This window comes from Xenorhabdus littoralis, from assembly GCF_033949345.1.
Lineage (GTDB): Bacteria > Pseudomonadota > Gammaproteobacteria > Enterobacterales > Enterobacteriaceae > Xenorhabdus > Xenorhabdus littoralis.
In genome coordinates this window covers 1-22,269 of sequence record NZ_VCDP01000059.1, presented here as the reverse complement: position 1 = coordinate 22,269, position 22,269 = coordinate 1, and the positions used below count along the sequence as shown (strand labels likewise).

14 protein-coding genes are annotated in these 22,269 nt (G+C 44.9%); 12 read left to right on the top strand and 2 right to left on the bottom strand.

From position 1 onward, the window contains the following. The 5 genes from FE394_RS14825 to tadA all read left to right on the top strand — a co-directional run. Window positions 1-215, top strand: a 215-nt coding sequence (locus FE394_RS14825; protein WP_319927137.1) for a hypothetical protein, incomplete at its 5' end; no start/stop codon positions are given. An 18-nt stretch (window positions 216-233) separates the two neighbouring features. After that, entirely contained in the window at window positions 234-878 is a 645-nt protein-coding gene (locus FE394_RS14820) for a hypothetical protein (RefSeq protein ID WP_319927136.1), read from the top strand. Window positions 879-950: 72 nt separating this feature from the next. Further along, on the top strand, window positions 951-1,853 hold the full coding sequence (locus FE394_RS14815) for a DNA-3-methyladenine glycosylase family protein (RefSeq protein WP_319927135.1): 903 nt from the start codon (window positions 951-953) through the stop codon (window positions 1,851-1,853). 61 nt (window positions 1,854-1,914) lie between these two features. Then, window positions 1,915-2,601: an HD domain-containing protein gene (locus FE394_RS14810; RefSeq protein WP_319927138.1), complete on the top strand. Its 687-nt coding sequence runs from the start codon at window positions 1,915-1,917 to the stop codon at window positions 2,599-2,601. A gap of 68 nt (window positions 2,602-2,669) precedes the next feature. Continuing rightward, window positions 2,670-3,197: a tRNA adenosine(34) deaminase TadA gene (gene tadA, locus FE394_RS14805; protein WP_319927134.1), complete on the top strand. Its 528-nt coding sequence runs from the start codon at window positions 2,670-2,672 to the stop codon at window positions 3,195-3,197. 27 nt (window positions 3,198-3,224) lie between these two features. On the opposite strand, the gene mltF is transcribed toward tadA, so the two are convergent. After that, on the bottom strand, window positions 3,225-4,787 hold the full coding sequence (mltF, locus tag FE394_RS14800) for a membrane-bound lytic murein transglycosylase MltF (RefSeq protein ID WP_319927133.1): 1,563 nt from the start codon (window positions 4,785-4,787) through the stop codon (window positions 3,225-3,227). 266 nt (window positions 4,788-5,053) lie between these two features. On the opposite strand from mltF, the gene purL reads away from it, so the two are divergent. The 7 genes from purL to glnB all read left to right on the top strand — a co-directional run bounded on the left by purL (window position 5,054) and on the right by glnB (window position 16,623). Then, window positions 5,054-8,941, top strand: coding sequence for a phosphoribosylformylglycinamidine synthase (gene purL, locus FE394_RS14795; protein ID WP_319927132.1), 3,888 nt, complete (start codon window positions 5,054-5,056; stop codon window positions 8,939-8,941). 178 nt (window positions 8,942-9,119) lie between these two features. Next, a complete protein-coding gene (locus FE394_RS14790; RefSeq protein ID WP_319927131.1) occupies window positions 9,120-9,920 on the top strand; it encodes an aminoglycoside adenylyltransferase family protein in 801 nt (266 codons plus the stop codon). An 858-nt stretch (window positions 9,921-10,778) separates the two neighbouring features. Beyond that, window positions 10,779-12,218 (top strand): sensor histidine kinase, encoded by a 1,440-nt coding sequence (locus FE394_RS14785; protein ID WP_319927130.1) that lies wholly within the window; start codon window positions 10,779-10,781, stop codon window positions 12,216-12,218. 32 nt (window positions 12,219-12,250) lie between these two features. Beyond that, complete coding sequence (gene qseG / locus FE394_RS14780) at window positions 12,251-13,135, top strand: two-component system QseEF-associated lipoprotein QseG (RefSeq protein ID WP_319927129.1); 885 nt, start codon at window positions 12,251-12,253, stop codon at window positions 13,133-13,135. After that, the gene (gene glrR, locus FE394_RS14775; protein WP_319927128.1) at window positions 13,132-14,469 is read left to right on the top strand and encodes a two-component system response regulator GlrR; all 1,338 of its coding nucleotides are present in this window, start codon (window positions 13,132-13,134) and stop codon (window positions 14,467-14,469) included. The genes qseG and glrR overlap by 4 nt, the downstream gene beginning before the upstream one ends. Before the next feature lie 177 nt (window positions 14,470-14,646). Beyond that, the gene (locus FE394_RS14770; RefSeq protein WP_319927127.1) at window positions 14,647-16,269 is read left to right on the top strand and encodes an NAD+ synthase; all 1,623 of its coding nucleotides are present in this window, start codon (window positions 14,647-14,649) and stop codon (window positions 16,267-16,269) included. 15 nt (window positions 16,270-16,284) lie between these two features. Next, window positions 16,285-16,623 (top strand): nitrogen regulatory protein P-II, encoded by a 339-nt coding sequence (glnB, locus tag FE394_RS14765; RefSeq protein ID WP_045958055.1) that lies wholly within the window; start codon window positions 16,285-16,287, stop codon window positions 16,621-16,623. 116 nt (window positions 16,624-16,739) lie between these two features. Here the strand turns inward: glnB and FE394_RS14760 are convergent, their stop codons facing one another. Beyond that, a complete protein-coding gene (locus FE394_RS14760; protein WP_319927126.1) occupies window positions 16,740-21,821 on the bottom strand; it encodes an RHS repeat domain-containing protein in 5,082 nt (1,693 codons plus the stop codon). Window positions 21,822-22,269 lie beyond the last annotated feature (448 nt).

The window sequence follows — 22,269 nt, the reverse complement described above, 5'->3', positions numbered from 1 at the left end:
TATTCGTTACGATTGTCCGGCATGAAATCAGTATCACGGCTGAAAAAACTATCTTAAAACATTTGGGTAAGCTGCGTCGATCTAAGTATGAAAAGGAACTATTGATTAATTTACGTACCTACTGCTATGACACGTGCAAAGGAACGTCTCATTTACGGGATATTTCAAAAAAGATCCAGTGTATTCATCATGGTATATACTTAAGTATGTTTTAAATTCTTTAGAGAAAAAACATGATTGAATACATACTAAAACATGGTAATGATATGGTAAAAATCTTAGGCACTATCGGGACTTTTATCGGCATTATTCTGTCTGTATTTAAGAAACTTTATACAGATGTGAGTATCTTTAGAGAGCGCAGAGCAATAAAATATATTAAATATTTAAACCAGTATGATAGTTATTTAGATGTGGATGATAAGGATTATATTAAATATGAAATTGCATCTGAGATAATGTTCGATGTTACAAAAATAAAATCTGATAGATTTAGAAATATATTCATTAAATTAAAACAAAAAGGATTGGATTGTGAGTATATAGATAATATTAAGAAGTTGAAAGTTTATGCCTTTTTAAATTCTGGCATAATTCAAGTAAAGGTTAAATCTTCTTATTATATTTCCTCTTGTTTTGAAAAGATATTTTCAGCTTATTTTTTTATTTTGGCGTTTATTGTTTTAATTGTCTTTTTATCAAAAGTAGATATTTGGATTAATGCTGGCGGGGATGCTCTGGATTTATTTTTGGTTGTTTTCAGCATGATATTATTTATGGGTATTGGTGCTTATCTGTTATTGTTAAGTCCATCTAAAACTCAAATTAAAGAACTTAATGATGAATTGGCTAAATATAAAATTAATGTTGCAACTTGAAATGAGACGTATATATGATCTGAAATTTATTATATAGTTATCCAAATTATCTGTTTTTCAGGAGTTTTAGTAGTGAAATCAAGCTATTTGACGGAAATTACCTTACCGATAAATTATCATATAAAGGATTTTCTGGCCTTTCATCAAAGAGATGAGATGGGAGTTTCTGAAATTGTGCAACAGAATCAAATAAAAAAGGGAATTATTTGGCACGATAATCCGGCGCTTTTAACAATAACGATTGAAAATAATAAAGCCCAGATACAACTTGATATTGATGGTGATGAGCCTTTTTACTCACATGCGGCATTATCGGTTCTGGCCTCACATATGCTAGGGTTAAAGCAATCTGTTGAAATCTTTGAGTCTATATATCAAAATCATCCCGTCATTGGGGAATTGATTACCCGGCAAACGGGTTTACGCATTTACCAGTCTGCCACACCTTTTGAAGCTCTGAGCTGGGCGATCATCGGTCAACAAATTAGTTTAAGTGCAGCAATCTCTATTCGAAGGCGTTTTATTCAGGCCATCGGTATTCAGCATTCTTCTGGGTTACTGTGTCATCCAACTTATAAGCAGGTCATTCAGTGCTCGCAGCATGATTTGCGCCAGTGTGGTTTTTCTGTTGGTAAGGCTAACGCGTTACTGCATGTGAGCCAACTCATCGATTCAGGCATGTTAGCGCTAACTATTTCAGAAGAAGAAAACGAAGTGAGATTACTTACTGAGAAGTTACTCGCAATCAAAGGCATTGGTATGTGGACAGTTAATTATGCCTTGTTGCGGGGGTTCAACTATCTGAATGGTTCATTACATGGTGATGTTGCCGTCAGGCGTAATCTCCAATATTTGCTCAGGCAGGAAGATAAAGTAAATGCTGAGCAGGCAGAGAAATGGCTGGCAGAATTTTCTCCGTGGAAAGCATTGGTAGGCGCACATTTATGGCGGCAGCAATCGAGTAGCGGATATTGATCGTCGGGAATTCAGTCGTTTCTCCTTGAAAGCTGAAAAATTTTTCCCCTTTTTTATTAAGATGATTTTTTCATTCATTGGAGAGACTTTGGCTATGTTATCTTTTTCACCGTTTGAAAGTTTAGCTCAACAGTTGTTACCTATAGCAATAGAAAGTGATGATGGTGCCCATGATATTGCTCATCTCTATCGGGTGTGGAAAAACGCGCAAAAAATTTGTGGGGCGGAATCGGGTAACTTGCGGATCGTGTTCACCGCCGTGTTGTTGCATGATTGTGTGAGTGTTGAAAAAAACGCCCCAAACCGTCATCTCGCTTCTCGTATGGCGGCAGAAAAAGCGGCTCTGATATTGAAAGATTTAAAATGGAATGAGGCAGATATTATCGCTGTCTGTCATGCCATTGAAGCACATAGTTTCTCTGCGGAATTAACGCCCAACACATTGGAAGCCAAGATTGTGCAAGATTCTGATCGGCTGGATTCCATCGGCATGATTGGCATTAGTCGCTGTTTTTATACTGCTGGCCGCATGGGATCTTCGTTGTATGATTTTCATGATCCTCTGGCAAAACAGCGTGAATATAATGATAAGGCATATACTGTTGATCATTTCTATACCAAGTTATTTAAAATAGAGTCCGGATTTCAGACCGCATCGGGCAGGCAGATGGCCAGTGAAAGGGCAGAGCGTATGAAACAGTTTCTTGATGTCTTTCTTGATGAAATTCAGGCTGAACCAGCCAATTGAGATGAATCAACAATAATAATGATGGCCCGTTATAATAAGCAGGATTTTCATAAGCAAGAGAACATGCAGTGACAGAAATAGATACAGTAACCGAAGTCTATAGTGATGAATATTGGATGCGTCGGGCAATGGAATTGGCTGTGCAAGCACAAGCAAAAGGTGAGATCCCTGTTGGTGCTGTGTTGGTTGCCAATAATAGCGTTATTGCTGAAGGGTTTAACCTCCCAATTACCGACCACGATCCTACTGCTCACGCAGAAATTATTGCACTGCGGCAGGGAGGCAGCCAATTGCAGAACTACCGTCTGTTGAATACAACACTGTATGTCACTTTGGAACCCTGTGTAATGTGCGCAGGAGCGATGATACACAGTCGGATACAGCGTCTGGTCTATGGTGCAAGCGATATGAAAACAGGCGCAGCGGGTTCATTAATTGATATATTGCGTCATCCCGGAATGAATCATCAAATTGAAATTACGGGTGGTGTGTTGGCAGAAGAGTGCTCCGCTATGTTGAGTTCCTTTTTTAAACAACGCAGGGAGCAGCATAAGGCATTGAAGAAGTTGAAAGCTCAACAGCAGGAAATGCCATAGTCTGAGCTAATATGTATTAGTTCAGGATCACGCCGGTGTTTTTTCGCCCGGCGTTTTTTCTTCATTGGATTCAGCTTTATCATTATTGCCATCTTTGGCATTGTCCACTTTACTACTGTCCACTTTATCACTGTCAGTTTCACCACTTTCTACTTGAGAGATACTGACTGTGGACATCTCCACAGAAGCTTTATTTTCTTCTGTTTTTTCGCGGTTAGCTTTTGCCTGAAGATACCCTTCTAAACTCAGATAGTAACGCCGGATATTTTCAACATAGCGGTAAGCCTCGTAACCGCGTGCGTAACCATAAGTGGTGTTGGTGTAGTACTTTTTCTTGCTTAGCAAGGGGAGGCGGGTTTTAACATCCAACCAACTATCGGGATTGCCTTTTTGAGCGGCAGTCAATTTACGTGCATCAAGAACATGTCCATAACCCATATTATAAGCTGCGAGGGCAAACCAGATATGTTCATCCTCAGGAATGGTTTTTGGTAAACGACCCATCAGGTAGTGCAGATAAGCCATGCCTCCTTTGACGCTTTCTTCCGGATCTAATCGGTCATGAACTCCTGCCCATTCTGCTGTCGGACGAGTAAGCATCATTAAACCACGAACGCCAGTGGGAGATGTTGCCTGAGGGTCCCAATGTGATTCTTGCCATGCAATGGATGCGACTAATTGCCAGTCAAGTGAACCTGCATATTTTTCAAAAATTGGCTGATATGTGGGTAAGAGGTTATTGATGGCACGAATAAATGAAATGGTATCGAAATAGTCGAATGAACCCACATGACTGAAATATTTTTCTTGCAGCCGTGAAATGATGCCGTTTTCAGTCAACATGCTGAAAAAATCGAGCATGGCAGAGTAGAGGCTATAATCGTCATTGCGCTTCAGATACCAAGTCAGGGGGCGATCTTCGCTAACATCAAATGCAATTGCTAAATTAGGATGAATACGTTGTTGCAAGGCCAGGCTGATGGAATCACTGATGGTATAGTCGATTTTTCCCTCGGACACTTGTTCGAGTAATTGCTGTGTATTTCCGTGTGAAGTTTCTTCCCAAGTTAAGTCAGGATAAGATTTTTCTTTCCATTTTTTCAGTTCGCTGACGTGGGCAGAGCCAGCCGTGACGATAAGTTTGCCATTTACGTCACCAAACGAGCGCGGACGTGTCGTCCCTTTGCGATAAACCAGTTGTTGGGAGACTGAGTAGTAGCCAGGGCCTGTGCGTGTTTGATCCAGCCTTTCTTTATTATAAATCAGCCCGGCGGCCAAAAAATCGGCTTTATCGTTTTCCAGGTCGTCAAAAAGCTGATTGATATTGGTTCGAAACTTAATAATAAGTTTAACACCGAGATAATCAGCAAACCGTTTGGCTAGTTCATAGTCGAATCCTGTCGGTTCGTTTTTGTTATTAATAGAGATCAGGGGAGAACTGATGGTACTAACCCTCAGTTCTCCCCGTGCCAGAATTTTGTTTATCTGCTCCTGCTGCTTATTAGGCCAATTGATATTGAGACCAATGATGGCAGCGGAGAGGAGCGCGATAATAACGATGACAAAATAATTTATCTTTATATTACTCAAATAGTTATCTCTCACCAGTGCTGTTAGGCTCCGTATGAAATACAAGATAATAGCATGGTTAAATTTCCAGTAATCGAGAATTTTGCGTAACAAAATGAGGATACGCAACCTTATTAGATAAATTGAGGAATCCAACAGAGTGTATTACTTGGTTGATAAATGGATACGCAAACGGTTTCGTCGCGATAAACATTCCTCTATAATAGCCAAAGTTTCCCCTGAGGCATCAGTCAGGCTTTGCTTCTAAGATGAGAGAATCTACTATTATGGAAATTCTGCGTGGCTCGCCCGCTTTATCAGCGTTTCGTATTACTAAGCTCCTTTCCCAGTGTCAAGATCAGTGTCTTCCTGTTACGGAAATTTATGCAGAATTTGTGCATTTTGCAGATGTTAATGCTCCAATATCGAGAGATGAGAGGGAAAAATTACATCGACTCTTAAAGTATGGCCCTTCTCTAGATGAACATGAACCTAAAGGTCAACTATTGTTAGTTACACCTCGTCCGGGCACGATATCTCCTTGGTCATCGAAAGCGACAGAAATTGTCCATAATTGTGGCTTGAACCAGATAGCCCGTTTAGAAAGGGGAATTGCTTATTACATTCAGCATGTTGAAATGAATGATGAGCAGTGGCAAAAGTTATCGGCGTTATTGCATGATCGCATGATGGAAAGTGTGTTCACACGGTTTGAACAGGCTGAAGCCCTGTTTGTTCATCAGCAACCTGTACCATTGAAACAAATTGATATTTTACAATCAGGGCGCACAGCTCTGGAAGCCGCAAATATTGAGCTGGGGCTGGCTCTGGCCGCAGATGAAATTGATTATCTGCTGAGATCTTTCCAAGCGTTGGAACGCAACCCGACGGATGTTGAACTTTATATGTTTGCGCAGGCAAACTCTGAACATTGCCGCCATAAGATTTTCAATGCAGATTGGGTTATTGATGGTCAGGCTCAGACTAAGTCATTGTTCAAAATGATCAAAAATACTTTTGAACAGACGCCGGATCATGTGTTCTCTGCCTATAAAGACAACGCTGCTGTGATGGAAGGCTCTCATGTCGGGCGCTTTTTCCCGGATCCTGCCAGTGGCGTTTATGATTACCACCAAGAATTCGCCCATATCTTGATGAAAGTCGAAACTCATAACCATCCAACTGCCATTTCTCCTTGGCCCGGTGCTGCGACAGGTTCAGGCGGTGAAATCCGTGATGAGGGAGCTACAGGTCGTGGAGCCAAACCTAAAGCGGGATTAGGCGGCTTTTCAGTATCAAACTTGAGAATTCCCGGATTTGAGCAACCGTGGGAAGAAGATTTCGGCAAGCCTGAAAGAATTGTCAGCGCATTGGATATTATGTTGGAAGGCCCATTAGGCGGAGCCGCATTCAACAATGAATTTGGTCGTCCGGCGTTGCTGGGATACTTCCGGACTTATGAAGAAAAAGTGTACTCCCATAACGGAACAGAGCTGCGTGGTTATCACAAACCCATCATGCTGGCTGGGGGAATAGGCAATATTTGTGAAGAGCATATTCAGAAAGGTGATATTCCGGTTGGCGCTAAATTAATTGTGCTGGGTGGGCCGAGCATGAATATTGGCTTAGGGGGAGGAGCGGCATCTTCAATGGCGTCAGGGCAATCTGATGCTGACTTGGATTTTGCCTCCGTACAACGTGATAATGCAGAGATGGAACGCCGCTGTCAGGAAGTTATCGATAGCTGCTGGCAATTGGGCGAAAAAAATCCAATTATATTCATCCATGACGTAGGCGCTGGTGGTTTGTCAAATGCGATGCCTGAGTTAGTTAACGATGGCGGTCGGGGGGGCCGGTTTGAGCTGCGTAACATTCTTAATGACGAACCGGGAATGAGTCCATTGCAGGTATGGTGCAATGAATCTCAGGAGCGTTATGTTTTGGCTGTGGCGCCAGAGCAGCTTGCCTTATTTGAGAACATGTGCCGTCGTGAACGCGCTCCTTATGCTGTGATTGGTGAAGCAACAGAAGAGCGGCATTTGTTGCTGAATGACAACCACTTCGATAACCAACCCATCGATATGCCTCTGGATGTTTTGCTCGGTAATACACCGAAGATGTTAAAAAACGTTCAGGTCATGAAAGCACAGGGACAAAATTTAGATCGCAAAGGTATTGATCTCGCAGAAGCCGTAAAACGCATCCTGCATTTACCTGCTGTGGCGGAGAAAACATTCCTGATTACGATAGGCGATCGTTCAATAACCGGCATGGTAGCGCGTGATCAAATGGTTGGCCCGTGGCAAATTCCGGTAGCGGACTGTGCAGTCACTACCGCCAGTCTGGACAGCTATTATGGTGAAGCTATGTCAATGGGAGAGCGAGCTCCAATTGCATTGCTGGATTTTGAGGCATCGGCACGTATGGCCGTTGGGGAAGCGCTGACCAATATTGCTTCTGCTTATGTGCAGGATCTGAAACGAGTGAAGTTATCGGCTAACTGGATGTCAGCATCGGGTCATGTTGGTGAAGATGCGGGTCTGTATGCAGCGGTTAAGGCGATTGGTGAGGAGTTGTGTCCGGCACTCGGATTGACTATTCCGGTCGGTAAAGACTCGATGTCAATGAAGACCCGTTGGAAGCAAGACGGGGAAGAACGCGAAATGACTTCACCGCTTTCATTGGTTATCAGTGCCTTTTCCCGGGTTGAAGATGTGCGTTGCACTGTGACGCCAGAATTATCTACGGAAGATGACAACGCGCTGCTGCTAATTGATTTGGGACAAGGCCAGAATGCTCTGGGGGGAAGTGCGTTGGCGCAAGTTTATCGTCAGCTTGGCGATAAGACCGCAGATATTCGCAGCGTTGAGCAACTTGCCGGTTTCTTTAATGCGATTCAGCAACTGATTTCAGAACAAAAATTGTTGGCTTATCATGACCGTTCTGATGGTGGTTTGTTGGTAACACTGGCTGAAATGGCTTTTGCCGGTCATTGCGGACTGAATGTTGATATCAGTGCGTTTGATGAAGATATTTTGGCTGCATTATTTAGTGAAGAATTGGGTGCGGTGATCCAAATTCGCGCAACTGAGCGGAAACGGGTTGAAACGTTACTGGCAAATTATGGTCTGAGTGGATGTGTTCACTATTTAGGTAAAGCTGAGGCAGGCGATAACTTCGTTATTTCCAGTGATAATATGGAAGTTTACCGTCAAAATCGCAGCACATTGCGTTCATGGTGGGCAGAAACAACGTGGCAGATGCAACGCCTGCGTGATAACCCCGAATGCGCTGATCAAGAACATCTGGCGAAGCAGGATGTGAATGATCCGGGCCTGAATGTGAAGTTATCCTTTGATCCTGCTGAAGATATTGCTGCTTGTTATATTTCAACACAGGCACGTCCGCGCGTTGCCGTACTCCGTGAACAAGGCGTTAACTCTCATGTTGAGATGGCGGCAGCATTCCACCGCGCTGGTTTTGAGGCCATAGATGTTCACATGAGTGACTTAATGAGTGGTCGGGTCACGCTGGATCAATTCCAGACATTAGTGGCTTGTGGTGGATTCTCATATGGTGATGTACTCGGGGCGGGGGAAGGCTGGGCAAAATCCATCCTGTTCAACTCTCGGGTACGTGATGATTTTGCCAACTTTTTTGCAAGACCGGATACGTTATCGCTTGGTGTATGTAACGGATGCCAGATGATATCTAACTTGCACGAGTTGATTCCGGGTACTGAGTATTGGCCGCGTTTTGTCCGTAACCGTTCGGAGCGTTACGAAGCTCGTTTTAGCTTAGTGGAAGTGGCTGAAAGCCCTTCTATCTTCCTGAGAGATATGGCGGGTTCCCGCTTACCGATTGCCGTAGCCCACGGTGAAGGTCAGGTGGAGTTCAGAAATAACCTGAGTTTGATTGAGCTTAAAAAACATCAGCAAATAGCATTGCGCTTTGTAGATAACTACGGTGCGGTGACAGAAAATTATCCCGCAAACCCGAATGGATCTGTGAACGGCATTACAGCAATTACCAGTCTTGATGGACGAGTAACGGCGATGATGCCCCATCCTGAAAGGGTATTCCGCACTGTCAGCAATTCTTGGCACCCTGAAGAATGGGGTGAAGATGGCCCGTGGATGCGTATTTTCCGCAATGCGCGTAAACAGTTAGGTTAATTCAACTTATCGCTTCATTCTTATTTAAAAAAGCCCTGAGAATTTATCAGGGCTTTTGTTTACTAATTTGATTTTTAATAGATATTCTTATCCCAACACTGATTCTCTATCTTTCACGTGTATTGGGGCTGATTGGTCTTGGGTAAAACCCCAGAAAAATCTAAAGGTGAACTGTTTAATGACTATTCCTCCTGAAGCTGATAAAGCGTTGTTGATTGTCCAGAAGCGATTAGCGGAATCGCTGGTTGCTGTCTATCTTCATGGTTCGGCTGTAGCTGGTGGTCTTCGTCCCCACAGTGACGTAGATTTGCTCGTGGTCATCGATCGGCCGATAACATCTGAGATTCGGGAATGTCTTGCTGCCGATTTAATGATGATATCGGGTCGCTATCCTTCTGATCCTGATGGGCGTCGCCCTGTTGAACTGATCGTTTTCTTGCGCGCCGATCTCGCTGCATCGCTTTATCCTGCCCGAAGCGAATTCATTTATGGCGAGTGGCTGCGTCATGGATATGAAGCAGGAGAAATTCCCAAGCCTGTTTGTGATCCGGAACTTACCTTGGTGTTGGCTCAATCAAGGCAGGAAGCGATACCGCTGGTCGGCCCGAATGCAAGTGCTCTTCTGCCTGTTATTCCAAGTTCGGACATTCGCCGGGCGATTAAAGATGTTCTGCCGGATTTAATTGAGACGCTACAGGGAGATGAGCGCAATGTTCTGCTAACGCTGGCGCGTATGTGGCGGACATTAGTGACTGGGGAGTTTGTCTCTAAGGATATTGCTGCCGATTGGGCAGCAGCCCGCCTTCCAGCTATACAGGTCGCAGTTTTAGCTGATGTGCGGGAAACCTATTTGAGAGGAGGTGAAGAAGATTGGCGAAATCGCCAGCAAGAACTTCAGCTCACGGTAAGTTCATTGCACGATTGTGTGCTAAATTGTGTGCTAAATTGTGTGCTAAATAGTGTGCTAACGAATCTATGACACTCCATCCTGCTGCCGCAATGTGTTCATAGCATAGATGTGTTCATAACATAGGTGTGTTCAACATAGATGTGTTCACAACATAAGCTCAGCATGTCTGGAATTAAATCCGCATACCAAAAAAGAAAATGGAAGGTATTTTGTCGCTGATGTGATGTTATTGATGAATTACATTAGGAGTGTCTCCATATCGCGACAATGGCCTATTGCAATGTCTCAAATAGGAGACATTTAATTGCATGATATTAATATAAAAATATTTTAGCATGGCTAAGTGTCATTAATTGGCGACAAAAACACATGTCAGGCATTAAGAAATAGGGGTTAAAAAAATAAATGAATATGAATTTTTATAAATTTTATTTAAAATCAATTAATTAAAAATAATTTTACAAATTGGCATGTAATGTGCATAATACAGGGCAGTTGCTCATTCAACTTTTTATGTCGGCCCGCAATTAGGTGGAAACATGCCACATAAGCCCAGAATGATGCCGAAGTAAGGTGCCTACCGTCCAACTTAGTGATACTCGCTTTCGGGCCTTATCCAACAAAGGGCGACACGTGGAGTGAGGCACCACCTAAATGCTCATTGTGTAGCATTAGGATCCTCACTGGCGGGATAGTAAAAAGCGACTATCCCGCCGTCATTATTACAGGTATATCCTGTCCATCGTGTTTATGTATGCATCCGCATAGCTTTCAATAATCCAATATCTCCATTAGTTTCAGAAATAAGAATTCCAGAAACAAGAGTTGCAGAAACAAAAACAGAAAAAGTAACTTTAGCATTCGCTGTCCGGCAAATTTTTTCTCTGCCTGATATCGGTTAGTATCAATGTAAATGCAGGTTATGAGATGATTTTTTTGAAAAAATGGCGTTTATTTCCCCGCTCATTGCGCCAATTGGTGTTAATGGCTTTCTGGCTGGTGTTATTGCCGCTTTTAGTGCTGGCTTATCAGGCTTATCAAAGTCTTGATCAGCTCAGTACTCAGGCAGCTGAAATCAATCGTTCGACGCTGGCGGATGCCCGGCGCAGCGAAGCGATGATTGGCGCTGCCCTTGAGATGGAGCGCAGTTATCGTCAATATTGTGTATTAGGGGATGCCAGACTGGAAAAACTCTATCAGCGCCAATATCGGCAGTATTCGAACATGCTCGGTAATCAGATGGTGATGCTGGCTAATACGGAGTACACAAAAAAGTTCAATGAATTACTATCAGGGCTTACCAAAATTTCCTGTAGCAACGGTGCCCCTGAACCTGCCACATCCAAGCTGCTTGAAGAATTTTCCTCTGCCAATAACCTGATAGTACAGGAAACCCGCAACATCATATTCAGTCGTGGTGAGCAACTACAAAAAGATATTGCAGATAAAGGGCAGTTTTTCGGCTGGCAGAGCCTTATTTTATTCCTGTTAAGTGTATTTTTGATTACCCTGTTTACACGTATGATTATCGGGCCTGTGAAAGGTATTGAGCGGATGATCAACCGGCTGGGGGAAGGGCAATCATTAGAAAATCAGATTGAGTCTTTTAAAGGACCCCGGGAGCTGCGATCGCTGGCACAGCGCATTATCTGGCTGAGTGAGCGCTTATCTTGGCTTGAATCTCAGCGTCATGAATTTTTACGCCATATTTCTCACGAACTGAAAACACCTTTGGCAAGTATGCGTGAAGGAACAGAATTATTGGCTGATGAGATTGCAGGGCCGTTGACCGCTGATCAAAAAGAAGTTGTCAGCATTTTGGATTATAGTAGTAAGCATTTACAGCAGCTTATTGAACAATTGCTTGAGTATAACCGTAAATTGGCGGATATCTCCGTTGAGCATCAGATTGTCTCTTTAAGAGAAATTGTGGATAGTGTCGTATTGTCACATCAACTACCGGCTCGTATTAAAAATATTAATACTGAAATTCAATTGGATACAGATTCTTGTTGGGCTGAACCTAATTTGTTAATGCGGGTGATTGATAATCTCTACTCCAATGCAGTGCACTATGGTGCCGAATCCGGTAACATTTGGATTTCCAGTCGGCAAATGGGGAAAAATCTTCAGATTGATATTGCCAATACAGGAACACCTATCCCTGAATTAGAAAAAAGCATGATTTTTGAGCCATTTTACCAAGGAAAGCTTCAACGAAAAGGAGCAGTTAAAGGAAGCGGTCTTGGTTTGAGCATCGCGCAAGATTGTATTAAGCGGATGGGGGGGGAGCTTCTTCTGATAGAATCTGAATTTGCTGACGTATGTTTTCGAATTGAACTGCTATTAACCGCAGAGAATGACTAAATAATATGTATAAGAGGTTTACTTACCGCTTTATGACGAAGACGGAACAGCATGATATTGTGACTCAACCAATGAAAAAATCTGCTGTGATGCAGTCTATTTTGACACGGGTTTCAACCTTACGTTTCCGTGCTATGTTGCTATTGTTTGTTCCCTATTTGCTGGTTGGGTGTGCTAAAACAACCGGATCAGATAATTTGGCAATAATTGCACAATCCATCCTGCCAGAGCAGAGCATCACGGATTATCGCCTTAAGGAGTGTGATTTAATCTGGGATATCACGAAACCAAAGGCGATGGAAAATGGGCTTTATTGGCTGAGATTTATAGATTGTACGGATAGGTTGTCATTGGCGGAAGCCCGTGAAATGGCAAAACAGTTTACTCTGACTGACTGGGAACAAACGTTCAAACAGAGCATCCTGATTAATAAATTCACTTCTGCACTATCTGAGCGTCGGAAAATCGTAGAAAATCTTAATCGGTATAGCACTCAATTTCCTGTGTCTTTGAGGACATTACTTCAACTGTGGCGTGAGCAGCAGTATTTGAAAATTAACCTCGCTGAAGAAAGGAATAGGTTCCAGCGATTCCAGTTTGATAGTGACAATAAAATTGATCGTTTGAAAGAAACACGCGCCCGTTTAGAATATGAACTTAGCTCAATATCCCGCAAATTAGAGAACCTGACAGATATTGAACGTCAGCTTTCTTCCCGTAAGCAAAACCAAAGCAATGTTGTGACTTCAGGTGAAGCAGGGCACATGAATGACACAGACACTTCATCCAATAAATTCAAACCGGAAGAAAAACCATCTGCAAACACGGAAGCTAAACCGGAAGTTAAACCGGAAGCTAAACCCGAAACCAAAGCAGAAGCGAATTCCCCAGAAGAAAAAGGAGCTGAAGAACAATGACAGCGCGCAATCCCGCCCATCTGCTTTTAGTTGATGATGATCCCGGTTTGCTAAAACTATTGGGAATGCGTCTGACCAGCGAAGGTTTTCGTGTCACGACCGCAGAGAGTGGTCATGAAGCATTACGCATTCTGGTGAAGGAAAAATCGGATCTAGTGATCAGTGATTTACGCATGGATGAAATGGATGGTATGGCGCTGTTTGCAGAGATACAGAAACAGCATCCCGGTATGCCGGTGATTATTCTGACTGCGCACGGCTCTATTCCTGATGCTGTGGCTGCAACCCAACAAGGCGTATTTAGTTTCCTGACCAAACCCGTTGACCGTGACGCACTTTACAAGGCCATTGATGATGCGCTGGAACTCTCAACACCAGCCATAGATGGCAAGTGGAGCGAGCAGATTGTCACCCGAAGCCCTCTGATGATGCGTCTGTTGGAGCAGGCAAAAATGGTGGCTCAATCCGATGTCAGCGTTCTGATCAATGGGCAAAGTGGTACAGGTAAAGAAGTGCTGGCTAAAGCCATCCATCGGGCAAGTCCCCGGGTGAAGAAACCCTTTATCGCGATTAACTGTGGCGCACTACCTGAGCAACTGCTTGAATCTGAACTTTTCGGTCACGCCAAAGGCGCATTTACTGGTGCTGTCAGCAGTCGGGAAGGGCTATTTCTGGCCGCGCAGGGAGGAACCTTGTTCCTTGATGAGATTGGTGACATGCCTTTGGCGCTGCAAGTTAAGTTATTGAGAGTGTTGCAGGAGCGAAAGGTTCGCCCATTGGGAAGTAATCGCGATATCGACATTGATGTCAGAATTATTTCTGCTACTCACCGTGACTTGCCAAAAGCGATGCAGCGTAATGAATTTCGTGAAGATCTCTATTATCGATTGAACGTCGTCAACCTGAAAATTCCCACACTGAATGAACGCGGGGAAGATATCCCTCTGTTGGCTAATCATCTGTTGCGTGAATCCGCCAAGCGTCATAAGCCTTTTGTTCGCAGTTTTTCCACCAATGCCATGAAATGCCTGATGGCAGCAAGCTGGCCGGGGAATGTTCGTCAATTGGTTAACGTCATCGAGCAATGTGTGGCACTGACGACAGCGCCGGTAATTAGTGATGCTCTGGTTATGCAGGCGTTGGAAGGGGAAAATACGGCACTGCCGACATTTGTGGAGGCCCGTGGGCAATTTGAACTGAATTACCTGCGTAAATTGCTGCAAATGACCAAAGGCAATGTGACCCACGCTGCCCGTATGGCAGGACGCAACCGGACTGAATTTTATAAATTGCTGGCACGTCATGAATTGGATGCTAACGATTTTAAAGAATAACTTTTCGACCATTCCAGAAATTCTTACACTGAATAGAAATATATATCCCCGATAGACTTCAAATTTCAGCACAGCCGACAAGCTGCAATTTGAAAGACGACGGGTATAGAGATGAATTGTCTTGCTGGGGCTGAGCAAGACAGATAAATGAATTATGGCTTAGGAGAGCCGCATTCTATGAGTCGTACTCTTAATATAGGTCTTGCACAGTTAAATTGGCTGGTGGGAGACATTGAAGGCAACAGCGAACGCATGTTGCAGACAGTACAAGAACAGCAAGAAAAAGGTGCTGATCTGGTTATGTTTTCGGAGCTGGCGCTGTCTGGCTATTTTCCTGAAGATTTGCTGTTCCGTCCCGATTTTCACCAGCGTTGTCGTGAACAATTAGCCCGTTTGCAAGAGGCAAGTTCTCAGGTGGGAATTCTGGTCGGGCACCCGTGGCAGCAGGACGGTAAACTCTACAATGCTCTTTCCCTGTTTTGGAAAGGGGAGGTTGTTGCGCGCTATTTCAAACAATTGCTGCCTAACTATGGTGTCTTTGATGAAGAGCGTTATTTCAAAGCGGGTGATCAACGCTGTGTTGTACCATTTAAGGGTTATAACCTCGGTTTATTGATTTGTGAAGACTTGTGGTTTGATGCACCCATTGATGCTCTGAAACAAGCGGGCGCGGAGATTATTCTGTCAATCAACGCATCTCCTTATAATCGAGACAAACCCAATATCCGCAGTGCGTTAATTAAATCCCATTGCCAGCGCACCCAACTGCCAATCATCTATCTCAATCAGGTAGGCGGACAAGATCAGCTTATCTTTGATGGTTGTTCAAAAGTCTTTGATGCAAAGGGTGAAATTACCCATCGCATGGCGGCGTTTGAAGAGCAGATTGAGCTGTGCCGATTCAATGGCATGAACATTGAACTGATGGCAAATCCTATTCCTCAATTGCCCCCGTTTGCGCAAATCTACAAGGCCTTAGTGCTTTCCGTTCGTGATTATGTGCAAAAAAATGGTTTTAAAGGTGCTTTGCTTGGTCTATCGGGCGGGATTGATTCCGGTTTGACACTGGCGATTGCTGTGGATGCGTTGGGGAAAGATCACGTGCAGGCAGTGATGATGCCATTCCGCTACACCTCAGAAATGAGCATCCATGATGCCAGAGAGCAAGCTGAGTTACTGGGGGTGGAATTTGATGTGGTATCCATCGAACCCATGTTTGATGCGTTTATGACGCAGCTTGAACCTATGTTCGCGGGAACGGAAAAAGATACGACAGAAGAGAATTTACAAGCCCGTTGTCGTGCAGTTATTTTGATGGCAATGTCGAACAAGCGCCGTCGCCTGGTGTTGACGACCAGCAACAAAAGCGAATCGGCCGTAGGTTATTCGACTCTGTATGGAGATATGGCGGGTGGTTTTAATGCTTTGAAAGACGTCCCTAAAACTATGGTATTTGCATTATCGAAATACCGTAATACAGTATCTCCGGCTATACCCCAGCGTGTGATTGATCGTCCGCCATCTGCGGAATTGGCACCGGATCAACTGGATCAGGACAGCCTGCCTCCATATGACATGCTGGATGCTATTCTTGAAGGATATGTTGAAAAAGACAAATCAGTGGCTGATCTGGTTGCAGACGGCTTTGATGAGGCCATCGTTCGTAAAGTGATCCGATTGGTTGACATTAATGAATATAAGCGTCGTCAGGCACCTATCGGCCCACGTATTTCACAGCGTGATTTTGGTAAAGACAGGCGCTATCCGATTACGTCTGGTTTCGGACGTAAAAATTGGTAATAACAGGAAAACTTCATGAAAAAGATTGATGCAATTATCAAACCTTTCAAGCTGGATGATGTGCGTGAAGCTCTGGCAGAAGTGGGTATCACTGGTATGACCGTGACAGAGGTAAAAGGCTTTGGTCGCCAGAAAGGGCATACCGAACTATATCGTGGTGCCGAATATATGGTGGATTTTCTGCCAAAGGTCAAAATAGAAATTGTCGTACCGGATGATATTGTTGATACCTGTGTTGAAACGATCATGCAGATTGCCCAAACTGGCAAAATTGGTGATGGCAAGATTTTTGTTTTTGATGTGGCCCGTGTTGTGCGTATTCGTACTGGTGAACAGGACGAAGAGGCGATTTAGCGAAAACTGCTGTAAGCCCTCGCCCAATGCGGGCGGGGAGCAGTTACTCGATAAATAAATTAACTCCCCGTCCTTTTTGTGACAATTTCTTTAGGGCAGGGAGGATGTCAGACATATTACAGAAGCCCGTCCATTATCTGATTATATGCTAAAAATGCATCATGCTCTTGTAACCCAGTATTGGCTATAAGCCTATGAAGAATCGTATTATTCCTGTACCTATTAATTATCTCAAGATTTGACCATACGTTTATTTCTCTCTCGGAAAATGCCCCCATACGCCATAAATCTCGGAAGTGGTCGGTTACTCGAGCAGTAAATCTCTCTCCGAGTTCTAGCGTATCAGTAATTTCAATGCGTAATTGATTGATAAGGCTAACTGCAAAAGGATTTGTACTTGTTGGTACGAATTGTCCATATAAAGACGCGTAATTATCTAGTGTAATATCTACAGCGAATTGAGCTTCAAGTCTTTCTGAATGATAGTTATTAATAATTACTCTGTTACCTGTGCTTAATTCAGAGAAAAAACCCAGTCTTTCTAATTCCATCATATGACTAGCATTTCTTACTTGAGAAGTATCAAGTTGTAAGGTCGTTGCATTTCTAAACATAACTTCTGTAATACTGCCGTTATCTACATAATTTTGAAAAATCTCTAATTCAGGGTTGCTAATAATACTTGGTCGCCCGACAGAACCTGAAAGGGAAAGTGGATGGTTAGCCATAGGGAAAGGCCTAGGAGTAGCCATGTTCATTCCCCGTGGCGTTTCTTCGAATCTAACTGTTTCGGTTGTGTATCCCCTGCTAAACGATGCTGTCGTTCTTTGGCTCACCCGGCTTATACGCCGGGCAATGCCACCGATTGCACCCGTCCCCAGACTGACCGCACCAAATCCTATGGAAACCCACCCGAGGATCGCAGACGCCTGTGGGTTACTCTCTTCAGTGGCAGCACTGGCAATGCCCGTCGCATCCGCGATCAGACCACTGATAATAGCTACATCACCCGCCAACGATGCCCCTCCGGAGGGAATAGCCATAGCCAGCCCCGCGATAAGTCCGATAGCGCCAAAAACAATCCCCAGAATATTGCCCAGACTCATCTGCCCTGAGGGATCGATGTGATTGATCGGATCGCCCAGACAATAGGCGTATGCATTGAGTCCCCCTGCGCCAAATGGACTCCAGCTGTCGGGCGCATTAAAACGCATCAGTACAGGATTATAAGCCCGATAGCCATTGCCCAGATGATAGACGCCGCCGACCGGGTCAAGGCGTTCACCATTATAGGCAGGAATGTCTGGATCACGTTCTTCTTCTGCCTGTTGCCCATAAGGCGAATAGCAATGATGGATTTGGCTGCCGTCCGCCTGATGACTGACCAGTACACTGCTATGTCCGTCCGTGCTCAACAAACGGGTATCCTTCCCCGTGACTGTTGCTACTGTTTCTCCGTGAGCGCGTAACAGCCGGGTCGCCACGCCGCTTTCGCGCAGGATTTCAACCACCCGGGTAGCTCCCCGATAGTAAAGCTCGTGGGTTTTATCTGTTCCGATCTGTTGTTGTATCAAACGATTAGTGGCGTCGTAAGCATAAGTACTGGTTGTATCGTTTAAACTGACCGAGGCTAGCCGCCCCAGAGCATCGTAGGTTAATTGTCGGCCCGCCTCATCCTGAATCAAACGTCCGGCCTTGTCATATGCCAGAGTAATGGCGGCCGGATACCCCGGATGAGTATGGGTCACCATGTGCAACTGACAAGGATCTGACGCACTGTAACTGAATGTAGCCGTATCGCTGCTGCCGTCTTCAAGAATAGTAATGCAGGTCAGGATATTTCCCAGAGTGTCATAGGTAAAACGTTGACTGGCCAGCGTGAAACCGTAAGCATCACGGGGACATTCCACGCCGGTACACTCATAAGATATCAGCCAGCGACGAGCCGGATTGTATGTGTAACTCTCCTGACGTAATAAACCGCTATTTTGCGAACGGGTAATACGCGAGGCAACCTGTCCTTTTACCGTATAAGTCTGTTCAAGGGTCAGTGTATCCGTCGCCGTCTGGATCTGACGACTGACTTCACGACCAAATTCATCCCAACTCAGTGTCGTGACACATGCCTGCTGATGTTGAATATCAAGCACCCGACAGCTATTGAGCCGGCTGGCCGCATCATAAGTTAAGGATACTTCAATATCAGAATCCCGAGCTAAAACAGGACGACCAAATTGATCAAAGTTTACATTTCGGGTTATTCCCGCGGCATCCTGATATTCTGTCAGCACACCAACAGGGGAATAGCGATAGTTTACCTGACGGGCAGCACTGGCTTCGGCATCATTAAAGCTGAAACTTTCCTGCTGTAAACGACCGGAGGGGGTATAATTCAGATAGTGGCTGACTAGTTTTCCGGCATGGGCTTCAGTCATGACCCCGGTTTTCGTTTCATAAATAAAATGCTTCTGCATATCTCCGGCTTCTACTACTACCTGCGTCAGCACATTTCCCAGCATAAGGTCATAGTTATACGTTACTGTCTGGCCTGATGGGCTGGTCACTTGAGTAGGAGCTGGCGCTACGTTCTGATAGGTCGCATGAGAGGTGCGGCCGCTACAGGCGATTGACGTCTGGCGATGCAGGCTGTCAAAGCTACGGGTGCCCAGCACAATCCCGTTGGCCTCAATTTGCGTCATTAAATTACTGGTACTGAAAGGGGCGTAGCTTTTTCGGATGAGAGTACCATCGCTGTGTATGATGGTGCTGACCCGTCCGAACACATCGTAGGTGTATTCCGTCTTTTGTCCCAGTTCATCAATCATGGCCCGCAATCGGCCGAGGCCGTCATAATGGTGGCTTTGCTGGCTATATTGCTTGCCTTCACTGTCATACAGTGTGGTGGTCACCGGGCGGTGATGTTTATCATACACCACGGTACTTTTGGCAAAATTCAATCCTTCTGCCTGTCGGGTTATCTGTGCGGTACGGGTCACCGGATTGTAATCCTGCTGGGTGCTCTCCCCGGTATCCTGAATAATACGATGTTGCTGCCCCCAGTCATCATATTCAAAACGCTGACGAGAAGAAATAAGTGTTACATCGCCTGCGTTATCATCCACAGGCAGCCAGTCATGGCGGATCTGACTGACTATCCGCCCCCAGCTGTCATACTCTGTTTCCGCGATTAACTGCCAGCCCTGTGCTTCAAGTCCCTTTTCAAGAATCTCCTGCTGGTAGGCGCGCCCCAACCCGTCAAAGCGAATTCGCTGCTGATTGCCCCACATATCGGTTTGGATGGTTGTGACTGATCCTGGCTCCTCTATGGCATAGGCATACTGGACTTCATGGGCATAATCGGTCTCCGCATTCGTGAGCTGCTTCAAGAGACGGCCAAAATCATCGTAGTGATACTGGGTGGTACGGTTTTGTGCATCCATTTCATGCCATAATTTGTCACTGAACCGCGACCGGGTACGATGGGTGGTGAGGCTGAGCTGATCATGTCCGGTCCACTGGGTGCTTTGCACCAGACTCTCGCCCTGCACGCTATAGCTGAAAGCCTGCTGGCTCGTCCAGCCAGATTCCACCGAAGGGGCAGCTGCTTCCGGTGTTGTGTGCACCGTATCTTCAATGCGCTGGAGACGGCCATGATCCGGAGAGTTAACCGCATTGATATAATGGGTTTGCTTTTCATACAGTAACTGGCCTGCGCTGAACAGGCCTTCATAGGTGCGCACTACGGCATAAGCAGCGGGCGATCCCTCGCGGGTAGGGAACCGACGATAGCGATAAATCGTCTGGCGAACCGGGGCATCGTCATAAGCCCCTTCGGGGGATGACTGACCCGGCGTGACGGTCTGGGATTTGACAAAACGCACGAAACCGTGCGGCGAGGGTGGGCAATCGTCGCCATCGCCGTCAGCCGGATAGTAGATCCAGTCCGTGCGGGTGCCATCCGGGGCTATCTGCATCATGGGGTTGCCTGCCGCGTCAAATTCCGTCTGGATAACGTCCCCGTCTGGTTCATCATTAAAACGGACGATGGCCGATTTCGGCATCTGGAACTGCGAAGGCTGCTGCTCAAACGCAATCCCAACCTGCGCATAATAGTCGGTCCGGTGTTCCCGCTTGCATTGGTTTTGTTGAACCGTTTCTGACACCAGCAAGTGGTAGTTGTTATAGCGCCGGGTAATATGACGCTGCGAGGTACCGTCGTCCCAGATTTCGGTCGAACCATACTGGTAGTCGGTCATCACGCCATAGAGGTAGTCGTCATCACGGTCCCAGTTGCCAAATCCGCCGTAACCGAGAAAGTTAAAATCGGTATATTGATATGTCCGCACAATGGCCGGGCCATGGCCGGGATACTGGGTATACCGGGTGACATAAGGTAACGGGGACAAGGGGGCATTCTCGGGAAATCGGTGACCATCAGGATTATAATTAACGCGTTCAATCAATCCGGTAGGGGAGGTAATCTCGGTTAAGAACCGGGACTGTCCCAGACTATAACCCAGCTGCCATTCCAGTTCCTGACCGGTCGAATTGTTTTTGACCTGCGTGACATAATCATTCTGAAATAGCAATTGGATCTCATGAAATTCTGCGGTGTCTGGCCAGACCGTTATTTTCGCATAAATGTCCAACTCATAGTGGACGGTTAACAGAGACTGCGTTTCATCCGAGATGGTCGCAAGATAGGGGATTGAACCCATGTCGAAATGCCAGTCCAGCGTCAGGGTGTGGCCAATCGGGCTGAATATCTTGATGGGGACTTTGAGGTCATAGCCATTCTCTGCACCAGTCAGCACTTCAATCAGGCCGGATTTATGGATCACCCGATAAACATTTTGCACCGTGTCCTTTTCAAAACGCACGACATCTTGTTTGTACTGCTTCAGATAGACCGTATTGTCGGTTTCAGTCACCTTATAACGCTCACCACTTGAGAGCATTAACAGCCGGTTTTGTCTGTCATATTGGGTCAGTCCGAGCGCAAAGCCAATGCCAAAACCAGTATTCTTGGTATTCAGGGGACTGTACGACAGCGCCACCGTCAGGCTTGGGCCGAGATGATTGTTGCCGGTGAGCTGAGCCACTAACAACATGTAATTAAACAGGCCGGTTCGTGGATCAACGCTGCCCGTCGCCGCACTTTGAAAGTTGTGGGCATGAGAGAAAAAAGTATCATTCATTTTGATGCCTTTTTTTAGATTATACCCGTTGTCTTTCAAGTTGCAGCTTGAAATCCATTGAGTATAGAGAGATTACATATTTATTCTCTAAATCATATTTTTGTATTTACAGAAAAAATGCTTTTATTTTTCATGCTGAATATGTTTTTAGAGAGATTCATATTCCTCTTTAAATACAATAGCTATCCAAGGCTATCATCCTGAACCGACTAATGATAAATAGAAGTATTTAAAGATCATTATTTATTTCATAGAGATGTGACTCTATACGTTAACTTAATCTTAAATAATATGATTTTGCTGTGTTATAAATAGTGTAAATGTATTAACCGCCAAATTAGCAGGCATTAATACGACCGACTTAATATTATCATTATATAATTATAGTCAGGTTTTCTAAGTGTGCCAGCTATGGAAAGTAGATTTATGTTGATTATTTTCATTAATA

What these genes read in the sequence shown, in the direction of transcription:
- FE394_RS14820 (WP_319927136.1), top strand. Translation starts at nt 234, where the DNA reads ATGATTGAATACATACTAAAACATGGTAATGATATGGTAAAAATCTTA.
- FE394_RS14810 (WP_319927138.1), top strand. Translation starts at nt 1,915, where the DNA reads ATGATTTTTTCATTCATTGGAGAGACTTTGGCTATGTTATCTTTTTCA.
- purL (WP_319927132.1), top strand. Translation starts at nt 5,054, where the DNA reads ATGGAAATTCTGCGTGGCTCGCCCGCTTTATCAGCGTTTCGTATTACT.
- FE394_RS14790 (WP_319927131.1), top strand. Translation starts at nt 9,120, where the DNA reads ATGACTATTCCTCCTGAAGCTGATAAAGCGTTGTTGATTGTCCAGAAG.
- FE394_RS14785 (WP_319927130.1), top strand. Translation starts at nt 10,779, where the DNA reads ATGATTTTTTTGAAAAAATGGCGTTTATTTCCCCGCTCATTGCGCCAA.
- qseG (WP_319927129.1), top strand. Translation starts at nt 12,251, where the DNA reads ATGACGAAGACGGAACAGCATGATATTGTGACTCAACCAATGAAAAAA.
- glrR (WP_319927128.1), top strand. Translation starts at nt 13,132, where the DNA reads ATGACAGCGCGCAATCCCGCCCATCTGCTTTTAGTTGATGATGATCCC.
- FE394_RS14770 (WP_319927127.1), top strand. Translation starts at nt 14,647, where the DNA reads ATGAGTCGTACTCTTAATATAGGTCTTGCACAGTTAAATTGGCTGGTG.
- glnB (WP_045958055.1), top strand. Translation starts at nt 16,285, where the DNA reads ATGAAAAAGATTGATGCAATTATCAAACCTTTCAAGCTGGATGATGTG.
- FE394_RS14760 (WP_319927126.1), bottom strand. Translation starts at nt 21,821, where the DNA reads ATGAATGATACTTTTTTCTCTCATGCCCACAACTTTCAAAGTGCGGCG.